At 35.5% G+C, this 17,279-nt stretch carries 17 protein-coding genes; 4 read left to right on the plus strand and 13 right to left on the minus strand.

Features of this window, described 5'->3' with window-relative positions; translation table 11 throughout:
- Window positions 1-13: 13 nt before the first annotated feature.
- The gene (gene lepB / locus FH036_RS16460; RefSeq protein ID WP_070805155.1) at window positions 14-550 is read right to left on the minus strand and encodes a signal peptidase I; all 537 of its coding nucleotides are present in this window, start codon (window positions 548-550) and stop codon (window positions 14-16) included.
- Window positions 551-736: 186 nt separating this feature from the next.
- Here lepB and FH036_RS16465 point away from each other — a divergent pair, with 186 nt between their 5' ends.
- On the plus strand, window positions 737-1,021 hold the full coding sequence (locus FH036_RS16465; protein ID WP_000867043.1) for a hypothetical protein: 285 nt from the start codon (window positions 737-739) through the stop codon (window positions 1,019-1,021).
- 53 nt (window positions 1,022-1,074) lie between these two features.
- Here FH036_RS16465 and FH036_RS16470 read toward each other — a convergent pair whose 3' ends face one another.
- Window positions 1,075-1,755, minus strand: coding sequence for a lysoplasmalogenase (locus FH036_RS16470; protein ID WP_001051052.1), 681 nt, complete (start codon window positions 1,753-1,755; stop codon window positions 1,075-1,077).
- Between the two features lie 122 nt (window positions 1,756-1,877).
- Window positions 1,878-2,828, minus strand: coding sequence for a DMT family transporter (locus FH036_RS16475; protein ID WP_070807270.1), 951 nt, complete (start codon window positions 2,826-2,828; stop codon window positions 1,878-1,880).
- Between the two features lie 271 nt (window positions 2,829-3,099).
- On the opposite strand from FH036_RS16475, the gene FH036_RS16480 reads away from it, so the two are divergent.
- The gene (locus tag FH036_RS16480) at window positions 3,100-5,025 is read left to right on the plus strand and encodes a heavy metal translocating P-type ATPase (RefSeq protein WP_139895999.1); all 1,926 of its coding nucleotides are present in this window, start codon (window positions 3,100-3,102) and stop codon (window positions 5,023-5,025) included.
- 183 nt (window positions 5,026-5,208) lie between these two features.
- Here the strand turns inward: FH036_RS16480 and FH036_RS16485 are convergent, their stop codons facing one another.
- The 3 genes from FH036_RS16485 to FH036_RS16495 are packed head-to-tail and all read right to left on the minus strand — an operon-like array spanning window position 5,209 to window position 7,118.
- Window positions 5,209-6,078, minus strand: coding sequence for a YihY/virulence factor BrkB family protein (locus tag FH036_RS16485; protein ID WP_001226530.1), 870 nt, complete (start codon window positions 6,076-6,078; stop codon window positions 5,209-5,211).
- 6 nt (window positions 6,079-6,084) lie between these two features.
- Window positions 6,085-6,600, minus strand: coding sequence for a DUF4075 domain-containing protein (locus FH036_RS16490; protein WP_001085393.1), 516 nt, complete (start codon window positions 6,598-6,600; stop codon window positions 6,085-6,087).
- 53 nt (window positions 6,601-6,653) lie between these two features.
- On the minus strand, window positions 6,654-7,118 hold the full coding sequence (locus tag FH036_RS16495) for a low molecular weight protein-tyrosine-phosphatase (protein ID WP_000250909.1): 465 nt from the start codon (window positions 7,116-7,118) through the stop codon (window positions 6,654-6,656).
- A 174-nt stretch (window positions 7,119-7,292) separates the two neighbouring features.
- Between FH036_RS16495 and FH036_RS16500 the strand changes: the two genes are divergently transcribed.
- On the plus strand, window positions 7,293-7,517 hold the full coding sequence (locus FH036_RS16500; RefSeq protein WP_000366197.1) for a DUF1128 domain-containing protein: 225 nt from the start codon (window positions 7,293-7,295) through the stop codon (window positions 7,515-7,517).
- A 190-nt stretch (window positions 7,518-7,707) separates the two neighbouring features.
- Window positions 7,708-10,374 carry a cation-translocating P-type ATPase gene (locus FH036_RS16505; RefSeq protein WP_138322516.1) on the plus strand — a complete coding sequence of 889 codons (2,667 nt, stop codon included), beginning with the start codon at window positions 7,708-7,710 and terminating at the stop codon, window positions 10,372-10,374.
- Between the two features lie 127 nt (window positions 10,375-10,501).
- Here FH036_RS16505 and FH036_RS16510 read toward each other — a convergent pair whose 3' ends face one another.
- The 7 genes from FH036_RS16510 to FH036_RS16540 all read right to left on the minus strand — a co-directional run bounded on the left by FH036_RS16510 (window position 10,502) and on the right by FH036_RS16540 (window position 17,077).
- Window positions 10,502-11,584, minus strand: coding sequence for a toxic anion resistance protein (locus tag FH036_RS16510; protein ID WP_001064400.1), 1,083 nt, complete (start codon window positions 11,582-11,584; stop codon window positions 10,502-10,504).
- An 18-nt stretch (window positions 11,585-11,602) separates the two neighbouring features.
- The gene (locus FH036_RS16515) at window positions 11,603-13,234 is read right to left on the minus strand and encodes a YceG family protein (RefSeq protein WP_044790807.1); all 1,632 of its coding nucleotides are present in this window, start codon (window positions 13,232-13,234) and stop codon (window positions 11,603-11,605) included.
- Between the two features lie 109 nt (window positions 13,235-13,343).
- Complete coding sequence (locus FH036_RS16520) at window positions 13,344-14,135, minus strand: TerC family protein (protein ID WP_000025694.1); 792 nt, start codon at window positions 14,133-14,135, stop codon at window positions 13,344-13,346.
- Window positions 14,136-14,207: 72 nt separating this feature from the next.
- Window positions 14,208-14,786 (minus strand): TerD family protein, encoded by a 579-nt coding sequence (locus FH036_RS16525; protein WP_001007533.1) that lies wholly within the window; start codon window positions 14,784-14,786, stop codon window positions 14,208-14,210.
- A 79-nt stretch (window positions 14,787-14,865) separates the two neighbouring features.
- Window positions 14,866-15,450: a TerD family protein gene (locus FH036_RS16530; RefSeq protein WP_000146723.1), complete on the minus strand. Its 585-nt coding sequence runs from the start codon at window positions 15,448-15,450 to the stop codon at window positions 14,866-14,868.
- A gap of 23 nt (window positions 15,451-15,473) precedes the next feature.
- Window positions 15,474-16,070 (minus strand): TerD family protein, encoded by a 597-nt coding sequence (locus FH036_RS16535; protein ID WP_001121583.1) that lies wholly within the window; start codon window positions 16,068-16,070, stop codon window positions 15,474-15,476.
- 128 nt (window positions 16,071-16,198) lie between these two features.
- Window positions 16,199-17,077, minus strand: coding sequence for an ROK family protein (locus FH036_RS16540; RefSeq protein ID WP_139896000.1), 879 nt, complete (start codon window positions 17,075-17,077; stop codon window positions 16,199-16,201).
- Between the last annotated feature and the right edge of the window lie 202 nt (window positions 17,078-17,279).

The following is a 17,279-nucleotide window of genomic DNA, read 5'->3' on the forward strand; positions in this document are numbered from 1 at the left end:
TTGGTTTTTTACTTTAATTCATTATTTTCATATGTTCAAATGGATAATAAATTGCTGCTAATTCTCCTAATACATCAGCTTTATCAATGAGTCCTAAACCATTTCTACTATCTCTGCTTATTAAGCGATTATCTCCCATAACAAAAATCTTATTTTTAGGAACTGTAATCGGTCCAAAGTCCTCCGTTAAATTCATAAGTTTTTTTTCAGCTTGTTTTTTATTACTATACAAATACGATTCCTCTATCACTTCATAATTCACATATAATTGATCATTTCTCACCTCAATAACATCGCCAGGCAAACCAATAACCCTTTTCACATAAAAATTATCTGTCTTTACAACAATAATATCTTCTCTCCCATAACTTTCAAATTTCTTTGCCAACTTATTCACAATCACCTTATCCCCATCTTGTAACGTTGGCTTCATAGACGCCCCTTTTACAGTCGTAGGAAAAAATACGAAAATTTTCGCCAAAAGCACGAGCAAACAAGCAATTGCAATTGTTCCAAAGAATTCACGCAAACGTTTTTTCTTTTGCATCATTCCACCATCTCATCGTTTTTTTACTTTTATTATAAAGACTTCAACTGTATATTTTCCACAAGATTCCGAATTGCGAAATTACAATATTACAAAAATACAAATAATAATATTCAAGAATGTATTATTTTGATATACTATACCTTGCATTTATCATTATATTTTTAGTTACTTAGGAGGACTTTTTCTATGAAAGTTATGCTTAAAAATGAAAATACCGGTCAAATTAAACAAGCAAAAATTGGTTTTAGTTGGACTGTATTTTTCTTTGGTTTCTTCCCTGCTATATTCCGCGGAGACTGGAAATGGTTTTTAATTATTTTAGTCGCTAGTATGTTTACATTCGGATTCTCTAACTTAGTCTTCTGCTTTATTTACAACAAGCTTTACATCAATGATTTATTATCCCAAGGTTATAAAGCAGCAGATGAATACAGCCTTTCTGCTCTACAACAAAAAAACATTGTAGCATAGTAACAAAAAAGATACTCTTCAAATAGTCTATCCACTATTCGAAGAGTATCTTTTTATATTCCCACATATACAATACACATTTGAGCCGCTACATATGTAAACCAAATCCAAAGTGGTTCATACTTTAATTTGCGCCCTCCAATATCTGTCACGCCAATAATAAAATCAGAAATCACAAATAGTAAACCACCAAAAGCTGGTATCCACCATATTCCTGTATTCTCATAGTATAAGGCGAATGCAAAGCAAGCCATTCCTCCAACCCACAATCCGTAAATTAGCGCCCCTATCGTAAACAATTTATCTTGTTTCTCATTTCGAATAAAAAAGAACCATCCTATAATGAGAAAGAGTCCGTATACGAGTAAACCAATCCAAAAACCATTCCATGAAATGCCTGTTTGCAAAAATGCTTTTACATAAAAACAATGCGCAAGCGCGAAAGTAATCATCCCTCCAATTAGCCTGTGACCAATTGGAATTAAACCTGCCATAAATAAATCCCCTACAGTTGATAACGTCATACCTAGTGCAACCCACGTACTATAATCTACTGATGGATCTTGTAACCATATCCAAATTGCACTTGCTGTTAAAGAAAAACTAAGAATAAGACGCACCGCTAAAGGTAACGGCATATTATTTCTTTTCTTTTTTGTCTGTCCTATTGCATAAATTACACCAATTAAAAAAAGAATGATTTGTGCAATTAACACCATGTAAAGTAGATTCATAACACGTTCTCCCCAATAAATGCTTTTTGTATCTTTTTTCGTTATACCTAGTCTATTATCCTTTTTCTACATAAAAAAAGAAGAACAGTACTGTTCTTCCATTGTAATCGGTTTTCTGTTATTTATGCTACTTGTTTTTCTTGCTCCATTTTCTGCTTAGCTGGCGTACGATTCACCACGATAATTCCCACGGCTACACATGCTAAACCAAATAATACAAATGAATGAATTGCTTCTCCTAAAATCATGCTCGATAATAACACACCAAATACGGGTATAAAGAACATGTACATTGATACTTTTCCAACTTTGTTGTACTTCATAATTGTATTCCAAATACAAAAGCCTGCTGCGGATAAGAAAGATAAGTAGATAAGCATAAGTATTGCATGTACACTAAATGTAAATGGCATGACTCCAACTTGCAAACCCCCTATACATAATAGCCCGATAGAACCAAAAATCATTTGGTATGCTGTCATATAGCCAACATCTAATGTTTTACTACCTTCTTTCGCCAATATATTCCCATACGAGTACAACATTGCTGCACTCAGAAGTAATAAACTACCAATTCCGAAATGGAATGACAAACTACCATCACTCGGTACATTTACTAAAACGACACCACAAAATCCGATAGAGACTCCAATTATTTTTTTCATATTGAGCGCATCGTCTTTATATAAGAAGTGCGCAAGTAAAATTTGAAAGAATGATGATGTTCCTGAAATGATAGCTCCTTCAATGCCAGAACTATAACTCATTCCAATATAAAAACATATATATTGAAGAAATGTTTGAAATAAGCCAATTTGTACTAACTGCTTCCCCGTTCCTTTTTTGAAGCTCATATCTTTTCCTAACGCTTTAAAGAAGAATAAAAGCATAACCCCAGATAAGAAGAAACGATAACCAGCAAATAATATTTGCTCCCCAACTTCTTGTGGCTGAATTCCAAGTTCAGCATAACTTAATTTAATAAAAGGAAATGCGCTTCCCCATAAAAAAGTTGCTACTATTGCAGCAATAAATACGCCAATCGGATGGGTAAAAAATTTCTCTGTCTTCACTTGTTGTCTTCCTTTCCGATCTTTTTTACGAACAATATTCATATATACCAAAGGAAGTGTGAAAACACAAGTTTTCAGTTTATATGCAAACAAAAACATATCATCTAACGAAAACATATGCTATACTATAGAATAATTACAACATAATAACTGTTAAAAACAGATTCAACAGAAATGCTGCTATCCATTATGGATGGCAGCTTTCGTCGTTTTATAGGGGTTTCGATTTTGATTATTTTTCTCAATAAGAATTTGGAAGGAGCGAGTAGTAATGAACTCAGAAGTAAAAACACTACAAGTACAAAAGTCTATTTCTCATCCCTCTTTATGGGATACATTAAAGAAACATTATGAACTTATATTTGCAATCGCATCTGGTATTTTCATTTTAGCTGGTTGGTTATTCACAAAGAACGATGTAATGAATGTAGGCATTACTTGCTATATCCTTGCTTATATAGTTGGTGGATATGCAAAAGCAAAAGAAGGTATTGAAGATACAATTGAGGAGAAAGAGCTAAATGTCGAAATGCTTATGCTCTTTGCTGCTATCGGTGCTGCAATTATTGGCTACTGGGCAGAAGGTGCCATTTTAATCTTTATCTTCGCACTAAGCGGTGCGATGGAATCTTATACATTAAGTAAAAGTCAAAAAGAAATTTCAGCGCTTCTTGATTTACAACCGGAAGAAGCATTACGTATTTCAAATGGAACTGAAGAACGTGTTCCTGTTGGACGATTACAAATTAACGACATTATTTTAATTAAGCCAGGTGAGCGCGTTCCTGCTGACGGTACGATTCATAGCGGTGAAACAAATATCGATGAGGCAGCGATTACTGGTGAACCTATTCCAAATGAAAAAAAACATGGTGATGAAGTATTTGCTGGTACTGTAAATTTACGCGGTGCTATCGAAGTTAAAATTACGAAGCCGAGTGATCAAACATTATTCCAAAAGATTATTCGTCTCGTTCAAAGTGCACAAAGTGAAAAATCACCATCACAACTATTCATCGAAAAGTTTGAAGGAACATATGTAAAAGGTGTACTACTCGTTGTTGCGCTTATGATGTTCGTCCCTCATTTCGTACTAGATTGGAGCTGGAATGAAACGTTTTATCGCGCTATGATCTTACTTGTAGTCGCATCTCCTTGTGCACTCGTTGCTGCCATTACACCAGCAACATTATCTGCAATTTCTAACGGAGCAAGAAATGGAATTCTCTTTAAAGGTGGCATACATTTAGAACGTCTCGCTTCAGTAAAAGCAATTGCTTTTGATAAAACAGGAACATTAACAGAAGGAAAACCTACCGTAACAGATGTATATGTTCGAGAAAATATGACAGAAAAAGAAGTACTTTCTATTACAGCAGCAATTGAAAGTCACTCTACACATCCTTTAGCCGAATCTATTGTGAAGTATGCACAACATGCGTATGACATTACATTAAAAAAACCAGAAAACGTTGAAGATGTAACTGGTTTTGGGCTAAAAGGAACATTCGAAAACAAAGCTTATAAAATAGGTAAAGCTGATTTTATCGATGAAGAAACAAAGACATTTCATAATGGTATTTCTGCTTCCCTTGAAAAAGAAGGTAAAACTGTCGTTTATATTAGTGACGAGGATGGCATCCTTGGACTTATCGCTTTAAAAGATACACTTCGCCAAGAAACGATAGCTGCTATTCGCGAATTACAAAGTATCGGTGTCGAAGCAATTATGATTACTGGAGATAATGAAGAAACAGCAAAAGCTATTGCCTCTGAAAGTAACATAAAGGAGTATTACGCATCATGCTTACCAGAAACAAAAGTGGAAACGATTAAAAAGCTAAAAGAAAAATACGGGACAGTAGCAATGGTCGGAGATGGTATAAATGATGCCCCTGCACTCGCTACCGCTAGCATTGGTGTAGCGATGGGAGAAGGAACAGACGTAGCTTTAGAAACGGCAGACGTTGTACTTATGAAAAACGAGTTATCTCGACTTTCACAAGCAATCCGTTTATCAAAACGAATGAACCGTATTGTAAAGCAAAACGTAATCTTTTCACTAGCTGTAATTGCAATGCTCATTTGTTCAAACTTCTTACAATTTTTAGCTCTTCCATTCGGTGTTATCGGGCATGAGGGAAGTACGATTCTTGTTATTTTAAATGGCTTACGATTATTAAAAGGAAATAAATAAAAACGGGTCCCTTAGAGGACCCGTTTTTTCTAATGGTAGCTATTATGCCCGTTTGCACTACCACTCGTTTTATGCTTTGGATGCGAACTACTCTTTTGTTTATTGTTATTTTTATTGTTGTGATTCTTTTTATTATTACTCATGAAATATCCCCCCTGTTCCCTATTATTATGGAACAAGAGCTCACTTTTCATTACGGGAATTATTGTCACCCGTCCTATAATGATGGAGTAAACCATTAATTTCACCGCCAAGTAAAATTACCCATCCAGTTAAGTAAAACCATAACATTAAAATAATAATACCACCGAGACCACCATATGTATTGGCGTAATTCGCAAACTTATCTACATAATAAGCAAATGAGTACGATACCACAATCCATCCTACAGTAGCAAATGTTGCTCCTGAAATGACTTCTCTTCTTTTTAATTTTCGATCTGGTGCAAATGTATATAAAAAACTAAACAATGCAAATAACACGAAGAAACTCGCTACTAAACGCGTAATACTCCACACGTAAGAAAAACTATCCGATAAACCAATTGCTTTAAATACAGCTGCCCCAATGACTTGTCCAAACACTGGAACAATTAGTGCAAACACAATCATAAAAATAATCGCTAATGTAAATACAATTGATAACGCCCTCGTTTTAATAAAAGAACGTGTTTCTGTTACATCATACGCACGGTTAAAAGCATTCATCACCGCATTTACACCATTTGAAGCAAACCATAGCATTGATAATAAACCAAATGATAATAAACCACCATTTTGCTCATTTACAACTTTATCAACGTTTACTTCAATTAAAGACATTGCATCTTCGGGTACGTACGGTTCTAATAAGTTGAGCACACTTTCTGTTTGAAGGTCAATGAATCCAAGAAGCGTAATTAAGAAAACAAGCCCAGGAAAAATCGCAAGCAAGAAGAAATAAGCGAGCTGTGCTGCCAAGCCCGCTACATCATCGCGCATCGTTCGGTCATATAAATCTTTACCAAACGAATACGTACGATTTCTTCTCACCTTTTCTAAAATTTTTCTCATATATGGTTAAACGCTTTTCTTCTCTTCTTTATCTTGCTTCAACTCAATGTACGCTTCAGTTTTTTTTTCCTCTACATTGGAGTCTTTCATAAATAGTTCACGCGCTTCTTTCATACCGCCATCTTCAGCAACTACCGGCTCTTCTTCTGCTTTCAGTTCATCTACTTTTGGAGAAACAGCTTGAATTTCAATCGTTTCTGGCTTCTCTGCTGGCTCAACCTTTTTCTTACTAAAAATTTCTTTCGTTTCTTTTAACGTCTCTACAACAGACGGCGTCAATTTTTTAATTTCTGCTACTTTTGCTTTCACTACATTTAAATCAGCAAGTTCGCGTCCTTTATCTGTAACAGTTTGCACTTTTTCTTTGATCTTTGCATTTTCACCAATTTCAATCATCTTTGTTTTTGCTTTTTCTGCAGTATTTTTTACTTTTTCACGGTTTTCTTTCTTCAACATAGATACAGCTACACCTGCAGCTACACCAATCGCAATGTTTCGAGCAATATTATTTTTCTTTGCCATATTCCTTCACCCTTTCATTTCTTATGTTAGAAAGTATTTCTTTCTAAGCTTCCTCATATTCCTTGTTCTTTTCGAATGAAAGCTAATAGCTTTGCACACCCTTCTGTTACAAGGTCATATACTTCTTGGAAATTCCCTGTATAGTAAGGGTCGGGAACGTCTGTCCAGCCACCGTCTGGAACAAAATCGGACAGCCTACCAATATAGCCTCCAGTTTTACCTAAACTTTTTAAATCTGCTATATTCTTGTTGTCCATGGCAATAATATAATCAAACTTTGTTAAGTCTTCTTTTTCTACTTGCCTTGCTTTAATTCCTTCAAAAGTGACTGCATTTTCTTTTAAAATTTTTTGCGTTCCTTTATGTGGCGGATGGCCAACATGCCAATCTCCAGTTCCTGCAGAATCAATGACAATTTTCTCTTCGAGTCCCTCTTTTACGACAAGATCTCGAAAAATCGCTTCTGCCATCGGAGAACGGCAAATGTTCCCAAGACAAACAAACAATACTTGAACCATATTTTTGTTTCTTCCTTTCTTGGTGCATTTCTTTATATATACTTATAGTATAAACAACCAATTATTAAATATAAAGGAAATCCCTACTAATTTAATAGGATTGAAAAGATTCATTAACGAAAATGATAAAAAATGTTAAGATAGCCTTATGTTATTTTAAAGGGGGACACTTCGGTGGATTTATCCGTAAAGTCAGAAGAAAACGTTGAATATATGGTCGAAGCTATTAAAGAAAAATTACGTATGGTTAATGCTGGAGCGATGAGAGCTGCTAGTTTTAATGAAGAAATGTACGAAGACTTACGTGACATTTATGAGCATGTTATGAAACGTGAAACATTCAGCATTAGTGAAATGCAAGCTATTACAGAAGAATTAGGTACATTAATTAAAAAGTAAAGGAGCCTCGTTTATGAGGCTCTTTTTTATTTCCAACAAATTCATGACAACTCTTCTCTTTCCCTCAAGCAACTGTAAAATATTGTACAATAGAAGTAGAACCTCACCTTAGATTTTTTCTCCATACATACTACTCACAAATAATAGCAACACTACCATTGCTAACTGTTTTTACTGGAGGTGCTTACTTATGAGCAATTGGTACAGTAAGACGAAAGACCAAACATTAATCGACTTAGAAACAAACGAACAACACGGTTTAACAGAAGAAATTGTAAATGGACGTTTAAAGCAATATGGTTTTAATGAATTAGCTACAAAACAAAAACGCACTTTATTGCAGCGTATTTTCGCCCAAATTAATGACGTCCTCGTATATGTCCTTATTATTGCTGCTCTTATTTCTGCCTTTGTAGGTGAATGGGCTGATGCAAGTATTATTGCACTCGTTGTAGTTTTAAATGCTGTTATCGGTGTCGTCCAAGAATCGAAAGCAGAACAAGCTTTAGAGGCATTGAAAAAGATGGCGACACCTAAAGCTATCGTCAAGCGAGATGGTGAACTAAAAGAAATTCCATCTGAGCACGTCGTTCCAGGTGATATCGTTATGCTCGACGCCGGACGATATATCCCATGCGATTTACGCCTGATCGAAACCGCAAATTTAAAAGTTGAAGAATCTGCTCTAACTGGTGAATCTGTCCCTGTTGATAAAGAGGCAATCTACCACCCTTCCATGCAAAGTGATGAACAAGTACCACTCGGTGATCAAAAAAACATGGCCTTCATGTCTACCCTTGTAACATATGGAAGAGGCGTCGGTGTTGCTGTTGAAACTGGAATGAACTCACAAATCGGTAAGATTGCTACCCTGTTGCATGAAGCAGACGATGATATGACACCACTTCAAAAAAGCTTAGCACAAGTCGGAAAGTATTTAGGCTTTGTTGCTGTAGTGATTTGTATCGTTATGTTTCTCATCGGCTTTTTACAAGGACGAGATACACTAGAAATGTTTATGACTGCTATTAGTTTAGCCGTTGCAGCTATTCCAGAAGGTTTGCCAGCTATCGTTTCCATCGTTCTTGCAATTGGTGTGCAGCGTATGATTAAACAAAATGTTATCATTCGGAAACTACCAGCTGTTGAAGCTCTCGGTTCTGTCACAATTATTTGTTCAGATAAAACAGGTACGTTAACACAAAATAAAATGACCGTTACTCACTTTTATAGTGATAACACATACGATCAATTAGAAAATTTAAATGTAAATAATGATGTGCAACGTCTATTGTTAGAAAATATGGTGCTATGTAACGATGCGTCTTACAACAATGAATCACAAACGGGAGACCCGACTGAAATTGCTCTTCTCGTTGCCGGCAGCACCTTTAATATGCAAAAAGATCATTTAAAAAAAATACATGAACGTGTAAATGAGCTGCCTTTCGATTCAGATCGTAAAATGATGTCAACCGTGCATACATATGATGAAAGCTACTATAGCATGACGAAAGGTGCTATCGACAAACTCTTACCTCGATGTACCCACATATTTAAAAACGGTAAAATCGAGGTTCTAACAGATGCTGATAAAGATCAAATATTAGAAGCCGCTAGGTCAATGTCTCAAGAAGCTTTAAGAGTACTTTCATTCGCATTTAAACAATACAATTCAAACGATGTGGATATAGATCATCTCGAAGAAAACCTCATCTTTATTGGTCTTGTCGGTATGATCGATCCACCGCGAACTGAAGTAAAAGATTCAATTACAGAATGTAAAAAAGCCGGTATTCGCACAGTTATGATTACTGGTGACCATAAAGATACCGCCTTTGCAATTGCTAAAGAACTTGGCATTGCTGAAGAAATATCTGAAATTATGATTGGAACTGAATTAGATAACATTTCAGATACAGAACTAGCAAGCAAAATTGATCACTTACATGTATTCGCTAGAGTCTCTCCAGAACATAAAGTAAAGATCGTAAAAGCATTACGTGCAAAAGGCAATATCGTTTCTATGACTGGTGATGGCGTCAATGACGCTCCATCTTTAAAACAAGCAGATGTTGGCGTAGCGATGGGCATTACAGGAACAGACGTTGCAAAAGGGGCAGCGGATGTCGTATTAACAGATGATAATTTCTCATCTATCGTGAAAGCTGTTGAGGAAGGTAGAAACATTTATCGTAACATAAAAAAATCAATTCTCTTCCTACTCTCTTGTAACTTCGGAGAAATTATCACTTTATTTTTAGCCATTTTACTCGGCTGGGCAACACCACTACGACCTATTCACATTTTGTGGGTAAATTTAATTACAGATACGCTGCCCGCATTATCACTTGGGGTTGATCCTGAAGATCCTGATGTGATGAAGGAAAAACCGCGACATGCGAAAGAAAGCTTATTTAGTGGTAGCGTTCCTTTCCTTATTTTCAATGGGGTTGTCATTGGACTTTTAACGCTAATAGCCTTTATTGCCGGAGCAAAGTTCTATACTGGAGATACAAATTTATTCCCTCTTTTCCCAGAGCGAATTGATGAGGACGCTCTATTACACGCTCAAACGATGGCATTTGTCGTTCTTAGTTTTTCTCAGCTCGTTCATTCATTTAACTTACGTTCAAGAACGAAATCGATTTTTTCAATTGGGATTTTTACAAATAAATATTTAGTCTTCTCCCTTCTTATCGGTGTTCTTATGCAAGTTTGTATCATCTCCATCCCGCCCCTTGCAAATATATTTGGTGTGCATGCATTAACGCTGCGAGATTGGGGATTTGTTCTCTTATTAAGTATCATTCCGCTTGTTGTGAATGAAATCATTAAATTAGCGAAGAAAAACTAAAAGGCAATGAGGACTATTCCTCATTGCCTTTTCATTTATCCCACTATTCACCGGGCAGTAAACATCCGATCGGTGAAGGCTAATAATCAGCGGGAATGAACAAAACCCCACTGATTAAAGTTTCACTTTATCCTTGTAATTCTTTTTTAATGTTCTCAGTTAATGTAGCCATACGTTTGCGACTTTCTTCACGCTCACGTTTGTTTTGCTCTTCAATTTGTTGTGTTTCTTGCATGCCTCTTGAAATAATGTTCCAAGTTTCCTCAAGCGTTTCCATCTTAATACTAGAAGAACCTGATAACCTCGCTACTTCCACACTTTGCGTCGCGATATTTTGTGCATTTTTCTTCAGTAATTCATTTGTACGGCGATCAAGTTCAGCCATAGAATCTGCAACAAGCTTTTGACGCTTCGCATTTACTGCTTGAATGATACCATTTTTAAAGATAGGAATCGTCGTAATAAATGCTGTATTGATTTTACCAATTAATTTATTATTACCACGTTGAATCATACGAATTTGTGGTGCTGTCAGTAACGCGACCATACGTGCTTTTTCTAAATCATCGATACGTTGTTCTAAAATTTCAACAGAGTTTTTAAGCGACTCTAATTCAATACCTGCTAATTGATCATTATTACGTACACGCTCTTCATACATCGGAACTAACTCTGTATTTAAACGCTCTAATAACATTTCTCCTGCTACTACGTATTTTTCTAAGTCTAAATAATATTTTAAGTTTTGCTCATATAAACCATCTAACGTACCAATTGATTTTTTCATTTCATCTTGATACTTCGTAATTTCCACATACACCTTATCAATTTCACGGCCCATCGTTTGATACTTGCTAAAGATTTGTTCAATCATTTTATCCGCTTTTTTGAACATACGTGAGAAGAAACCACTTTTCTCTTCCGCAAAGTCTTTGCTATCGAATCGGTCCATAATTTTACCAAGTTGTTTTAATAATTCACCCGAATCTTCTATTTTTGATAATGACATTGTATGTAAAATTTGATCAGCGAAACGTGAAATTTCCATAGAAGGTTCTTTTCCAAGTTCGATTAATTCTAATTGATCTTTAATATCTACCGCATTATAAATACGTTGTACATCTGCATCTTGTCTAAGCTGCAAGCGAACATCTTGTGCTGTTTGCTCATTTAATTCTGTTTTCGAATCTAGTATGACTGGGTTATTCATATGGTATTCTCCCTTTCCTTATAAAAATGGACGAAATAGTCCTTTTATTGTTTGTGATAAATTTTTATAGGCTGATGAACCATGAAACTCAAGATCGAAATTAACTTCTTCAAGCCAATGTGAATCAAATGCCTCCGCTTCAATATACGGTTCAATGTCGTTTCTTCCTGTTGGATTGAAGTGGAATACATCTACTCCTATTTGATTTAAAAATAGTAATAAAACAGCATCAGAACGAGTCAATTCTCCACTCTTCTCATTATTAAATATAACAATTTTTGGTACATCTTGTGAATAATCAAATTTCTCAAGCTGCTCTAAAATATTTGGTGGTATTTGAGAAAGTTGTGCAAAAACATATAGCGCTACATCTTGTTTCGTCTCTTTTGCAATTGGTTTACACATTTCACTTTCACACGTATGGATGATTGCCTCTGCAATACCATGTTGTAATCCTTCTGGCAATCGTTTATGCGGCCACCAATGACTGTTCATAATTAAATCTGGATGCAATTTTCCCCCGCGGTCTAATGCATCTCGATAATGGTATTGGAAATTTGCTTTCTGTTCTTTCGTAAACGGAAATGCATTAATTAATAAACTATTATCAAATGATGTAACAGCCTTTAATCGTTGAAAATATTCTTTATCATTTTTTGAAACACCTGATATTTTCGCAAATAAAGAAGGAATATAAATGTGTTTATTTTCAACAAAGAATGTCGGGCGTACGAACGCCTTTTCCTTCGTAATTAAAAAGAGTTCATCGTATGTTGTTTTTAATGTACGAGCTACAGGCGTATAGGAACGAAATTGCCACGGCTTGTACAGCAGTGAATTATCGTGGTGAAGTACTTGCTCAATTTCTTTTGAAGCTTGATACGCTACTGTTGCTACACGCTCACGGCGACGATCTGGAAATGGTTCAAGAGAAATTCGGCCTGGATGAGACACAATAAAAGTTCTTCCTTCTTCATCAACATTCTCAAATCCATCTTTTCCTTCTGGATGATAATAAAGTACATCGCAGCCGAGCATAATAAGAAAATATAAGAAATATATACGGCTTTCCTGTGCATCACCGTACCAAACGATACGCGGCATTTGTTTCTTATAGTTAATCGTAGAGAACCACTTCGCTACGTAATTTTCGCTTAATTTAATCATATCGATTAAGAAACGACGGAAGCCTTCTGTCTTTAAAGATTGATTATGTTGTTTCTCATATAATTTCAATACAGAAATAAATGTCGTATGTATATAATGTTGTAAATCAGGATTGTCTACTTTTGGCAAAAGTTGTTTCCCAGATAAGTGCGCCACTAGCCTATTTACTGTTAGACCATTTGGTGCTTCTTGATGTAATCCGAACACTTCTTGAATATGACGAAGTTTTTCCGAATCGATCACTTTGTTTAAATTTTGTTCATGTAAAACTTCGATCCCTTTCGCTTCACTATAATCAAACAGCTCATTAAAATATTCATCTACATCATTAGGAACGCCAAGGATTCGACATGCTATATAACTAAATTTCATCTCATTCTCTGTCAGCTCATATTGTGGACGTTTTTCTAAAAGTGTTTCAAATTGCTTTAAATCTGATTCATCTTTTAATGCATATGGTTGAAGTGTAAAACGTGAAAACACAACAGTTCACCTCCAAAAACATTTACGTTTTTTCTAAGTCTTTCTTCTATTATAAACTATTTTTGGTTATAAAAAATGGGCGCTCGTAAAACGAGCAAACCCATTTCAATTATTTATTGTCTTCTTTAGTAGCTGCAACTTCTTCTTTAGCTTGTCCAGAATTCTTCATGTAGTGAAGTATAAATGTTGCTCCAAATGCTACAACTAAAATAATGAAGAACACTGTATGGCTTATTTCAATATGAATAACAGACAGTAACATTTTTGCTGCGATAATTAAGATTAAAATATATGCTGTCGTTTCAAGTTCTGGAATACGCTCTAACAACTTTAAGAATACACCAGCGATACCACGCATCATTAAAATACCAAGCATTCCACCTAATAATAGAATCCAAACTTCATTTGATACACCAAATGCAGCAAGTACGCTATCTACAGAGAATGCGATATCCATTAATTCAACCATCGCAACTGTTCCCCAGAAGACACCAAACATTCTGAAGAGAATACTGTTTTGGTTCATACCATGAGCTTCCTCTTCTTCTGCATTACCTTTTCGTTTATCAATAAAGTATTTAACTGAAAGCCATGCTAAGTAAAGTGCACCTAACACTTTTACCCATGCTAATTTAATTAAGAACATTCCAATTCCAATTGCAATAAATCGGAATACATAAGCTCCAATAAGTCCATAGAATAATGCTTTTTTACGTTTTTCTTCCGGAAGGTGTTTTACCATTACTGCTAACACAAGTGCGTTATCAGCAGATAATAACCCTTCAAGTACAACAAGTGTACCTATTAATCCCCAAGATACTGGATCCTGCAACACTTTAATCCACATGTCCAAGTCGAAAAACTGAGCATACGTATCAAGGATTCCTTGCAAAATACTCATCTTACCTATATCCCCTATTCTTTGCTAGATTTATAGAAAGGTCAAAAAAAGGAAACGAATATCGTTTCCCTTCTATGCATCCAAGCCATACGCTCTTACAAGAGCACCTAAACCACCTTGGAATCCACTTCCTACTGCATTAAACTTCCACTGTCCATTATGACGGTATAATTCACAAAAGACAACTGCTGTTTCAATGGAGAAATCTTCGCCTAAATCAAAACGAAGAACTTCTTCATTCGTTTCTTCATTCGCTAAACGAACGAACGCATTTCCTACTTGTCCAAAGTTTTGACTACGGCCTTCTGCATCATAAATTGTAACTGTAATAGCAATTTTGTGCACATCTGCTGGAACTTTCTTTAAGTCCACAACAAGTTGCTCATCGTCGCCTTCACCTTCACCTGTACGGTTATCACCTGTATGTAGAACGGATCCGCAAGGAGACTGTAAATTGTTATAGAAAATAAAATCAGTTTCCTTCGTACATTTTCCGTTCGCATCTAATAGGAATGCTGATGCATCTAAATCGAAATCTGATCCACCGTCGTAAGATTTAATATCCCAGCCAAGACCAATTACCGCTTTTGTTAAACCAGGACTTGTCTTACCTAAATCAATCTTTTGTCCTTTTTGTAACTGAATAGCCATTTATATTCACCTCTATATTTTAATCTTAAAGAATGTATCCATCCGCAAATATATATTTACGGATGGATATATAACTCTATTACTCTACGTCTAAACCAAAGTTATTACATAGAGACGCTAATCCACCTTGGAATCCACTTCCGATTGCATTGAACTTCCATTCACCTGCATGACGGTATAATTCACCTACTACAACCGCTGTTTCAATAGAGAAATCTTCTCCTAAATCGTAACGAATTAACTCTGCATTCTTTTCTTCATCTAAAATACGTACGAAAGAGTTAGAAACTTGTCCAAAGTTTTGGCTGCGTCCTTCTCCATCGTAAATTGTGATTGTGAAGCAAATACGTTCGATATGTGCAGGTACATTTTTCAAATCTACTTTGATAGATTCATCATCGCCTTCACCTTCGCCAGTTCGGTTATCTCCTAGATGCTCTACAGCACCATTTGCGCCTTTTGGATTATTATAGAAAACGAAATCCTCTGCACCTGAAACTTTACCGTTCGCACCTACTAAGAAAATACTAACATCTAAATCAAAATCAGCTTGTCCATCATAACGATTTGTATCCCAACCAAGTCCTACAAGAACTTTTGAAAGACCTGGATTCGTTTTTGTTAAGTCTACCTTTTGTCCTTTTTTCAATGAAATTGATGCCATACACAATTCCTCCTCGGTTTATTTTATTGATAACGTGATACAATCTCACTTAAGTTTTTATCTTGTGTGCCTTCTCCAACAGCTGAAAACTTCCATTCACTTCCGTGGCGATACATTTCACCTGCAATTAGAGTCGTTTTGCCAGCATAATTATCAGATAAATTATAGCGTGCGAATTCTTCACCAGTTTGCGGGTTTTGAATACGAATATATGCATTACGAATCATCCCGAAATCTTGACGACGATTTACACAGTCATAAATATTTACAACGAATACTAAACGATTAATACGGCTTGGAACTTTATGTAATTCTACGAAAATTGTTTCGTCATCACCAGCGCCTTCACCTGTTAAATTATCTCCTGAATGAATAATACTACCACAAGTAGAAAGCTTGTTTCCGAAGTAAACTAAATCGTTTTTATTTAAAAAACGATCCCCTTCTAACATAACAACAGATGCATCACAATCTACATTTGGTTTACTTCCAAATAATGAAGACAGAAATCCACCTGATTGCCCAATTGGATCCCAGCCTAAGCCAACCTGTAGTTTTGCTACTTTTGGTTGTCCTTTCGTTAAATCGATCTTTTGACCTTTTTCTAAAATAATAGGCATGCAGTTTCTCCCTTTCTACAAAGCATTTTCCAAATCGGAAAATATTGTATTCTTCCCTTATATTGTAGCATTATTTACCTAGTGATAAAAAGGATAAATTCTCAGTTATATGAAAACATTCATATAATTTACTTATGATGATGTAAGAAGTGGTAAATAGCACCAATCATTCCTGCACAATTACCGTTTTGTGCAAGTTCAATCTCACAATTATTATAAATCTCTTTATTTAAGTATTTACTGACCTCTTCTTTTACTTCTTTTAAGAACTGATTTCCTCTATCAGTAATTCCGCCACCTATAACAATCATTTCTGGATTGAAAATATAAGCAAGGTTACTAATTCCAACCGCTAAATGTTTAAAGAACACCTCAACTGCTTGCGTAACTTCCCTATCTCCTTTATCATACAGTTCGAAAATCGTTTTCCCATTCCAATCACCTTCTCCTTTATATTTTCGGACAAGATGAATTAACCCTGAAATAGAAGCGACCTCTTCAAACGCTTTTCCTTCTATTAACATATTTCCCCATTCACCAGCACTAAACGAATGCCCTCTATATAACTCTCCATCTATAAAAATTGCTCCTCCAATACCAGTTCCAAGGGTGAGCATAATAAAGTTGCCTTTCTCTCTTCCACTACCATTCCACTTTTCTCCGAACGCTGCACAATTCACATCATTGTCAATGGATACAGGAACCTTTAATACATCTTGCAATCTATTCATAATAGGAATCGTACTATAACCCGGAATATGATCCGCACCTCCCGTCACAATCCCTTTATTAACGTTAACAATTCCCGCCGTACTAATACCAATTCCCAAAATCGTATGTTCACCCATTAATATTTTTGATAAAAGAATGAGTTTTTGAATAATTTGTTCCCCGCCCAAATGAATTTCTGTTGGAACCGTTTTATGCTTTAGTACTGTTCCTGTTTCTGAAACAATTCCATATTTAATTTGTGTACCACCAATATCAAATGCAATATATTCTTTCATCTGCTGTCACTTCCTCTACTGTAATGGATGTAAAATCCCCACCACTCTACTATTATAAAGAATTTACACTAACTCTTTTCTCTCTTTAGAAATACACCACCTTTTTCTATATATAGTTTTTTTTGCATAAAACTCTTTTTCCTATGAAATATTACAAAGGGATGTATTTTAGATGGAATATTAATTTTTCAGGAGGAAATCA

The sequence above is a fragment of the Bacillus sp. CD3-5 genome (assembly GCF_006349665.1).
Taxonomy (GTDB): Bacteria; Bacillota; Bacilli; order Bacillales; family Bacillaceae_G; genus Bacillus_A; species Bacillus_A paranthracis.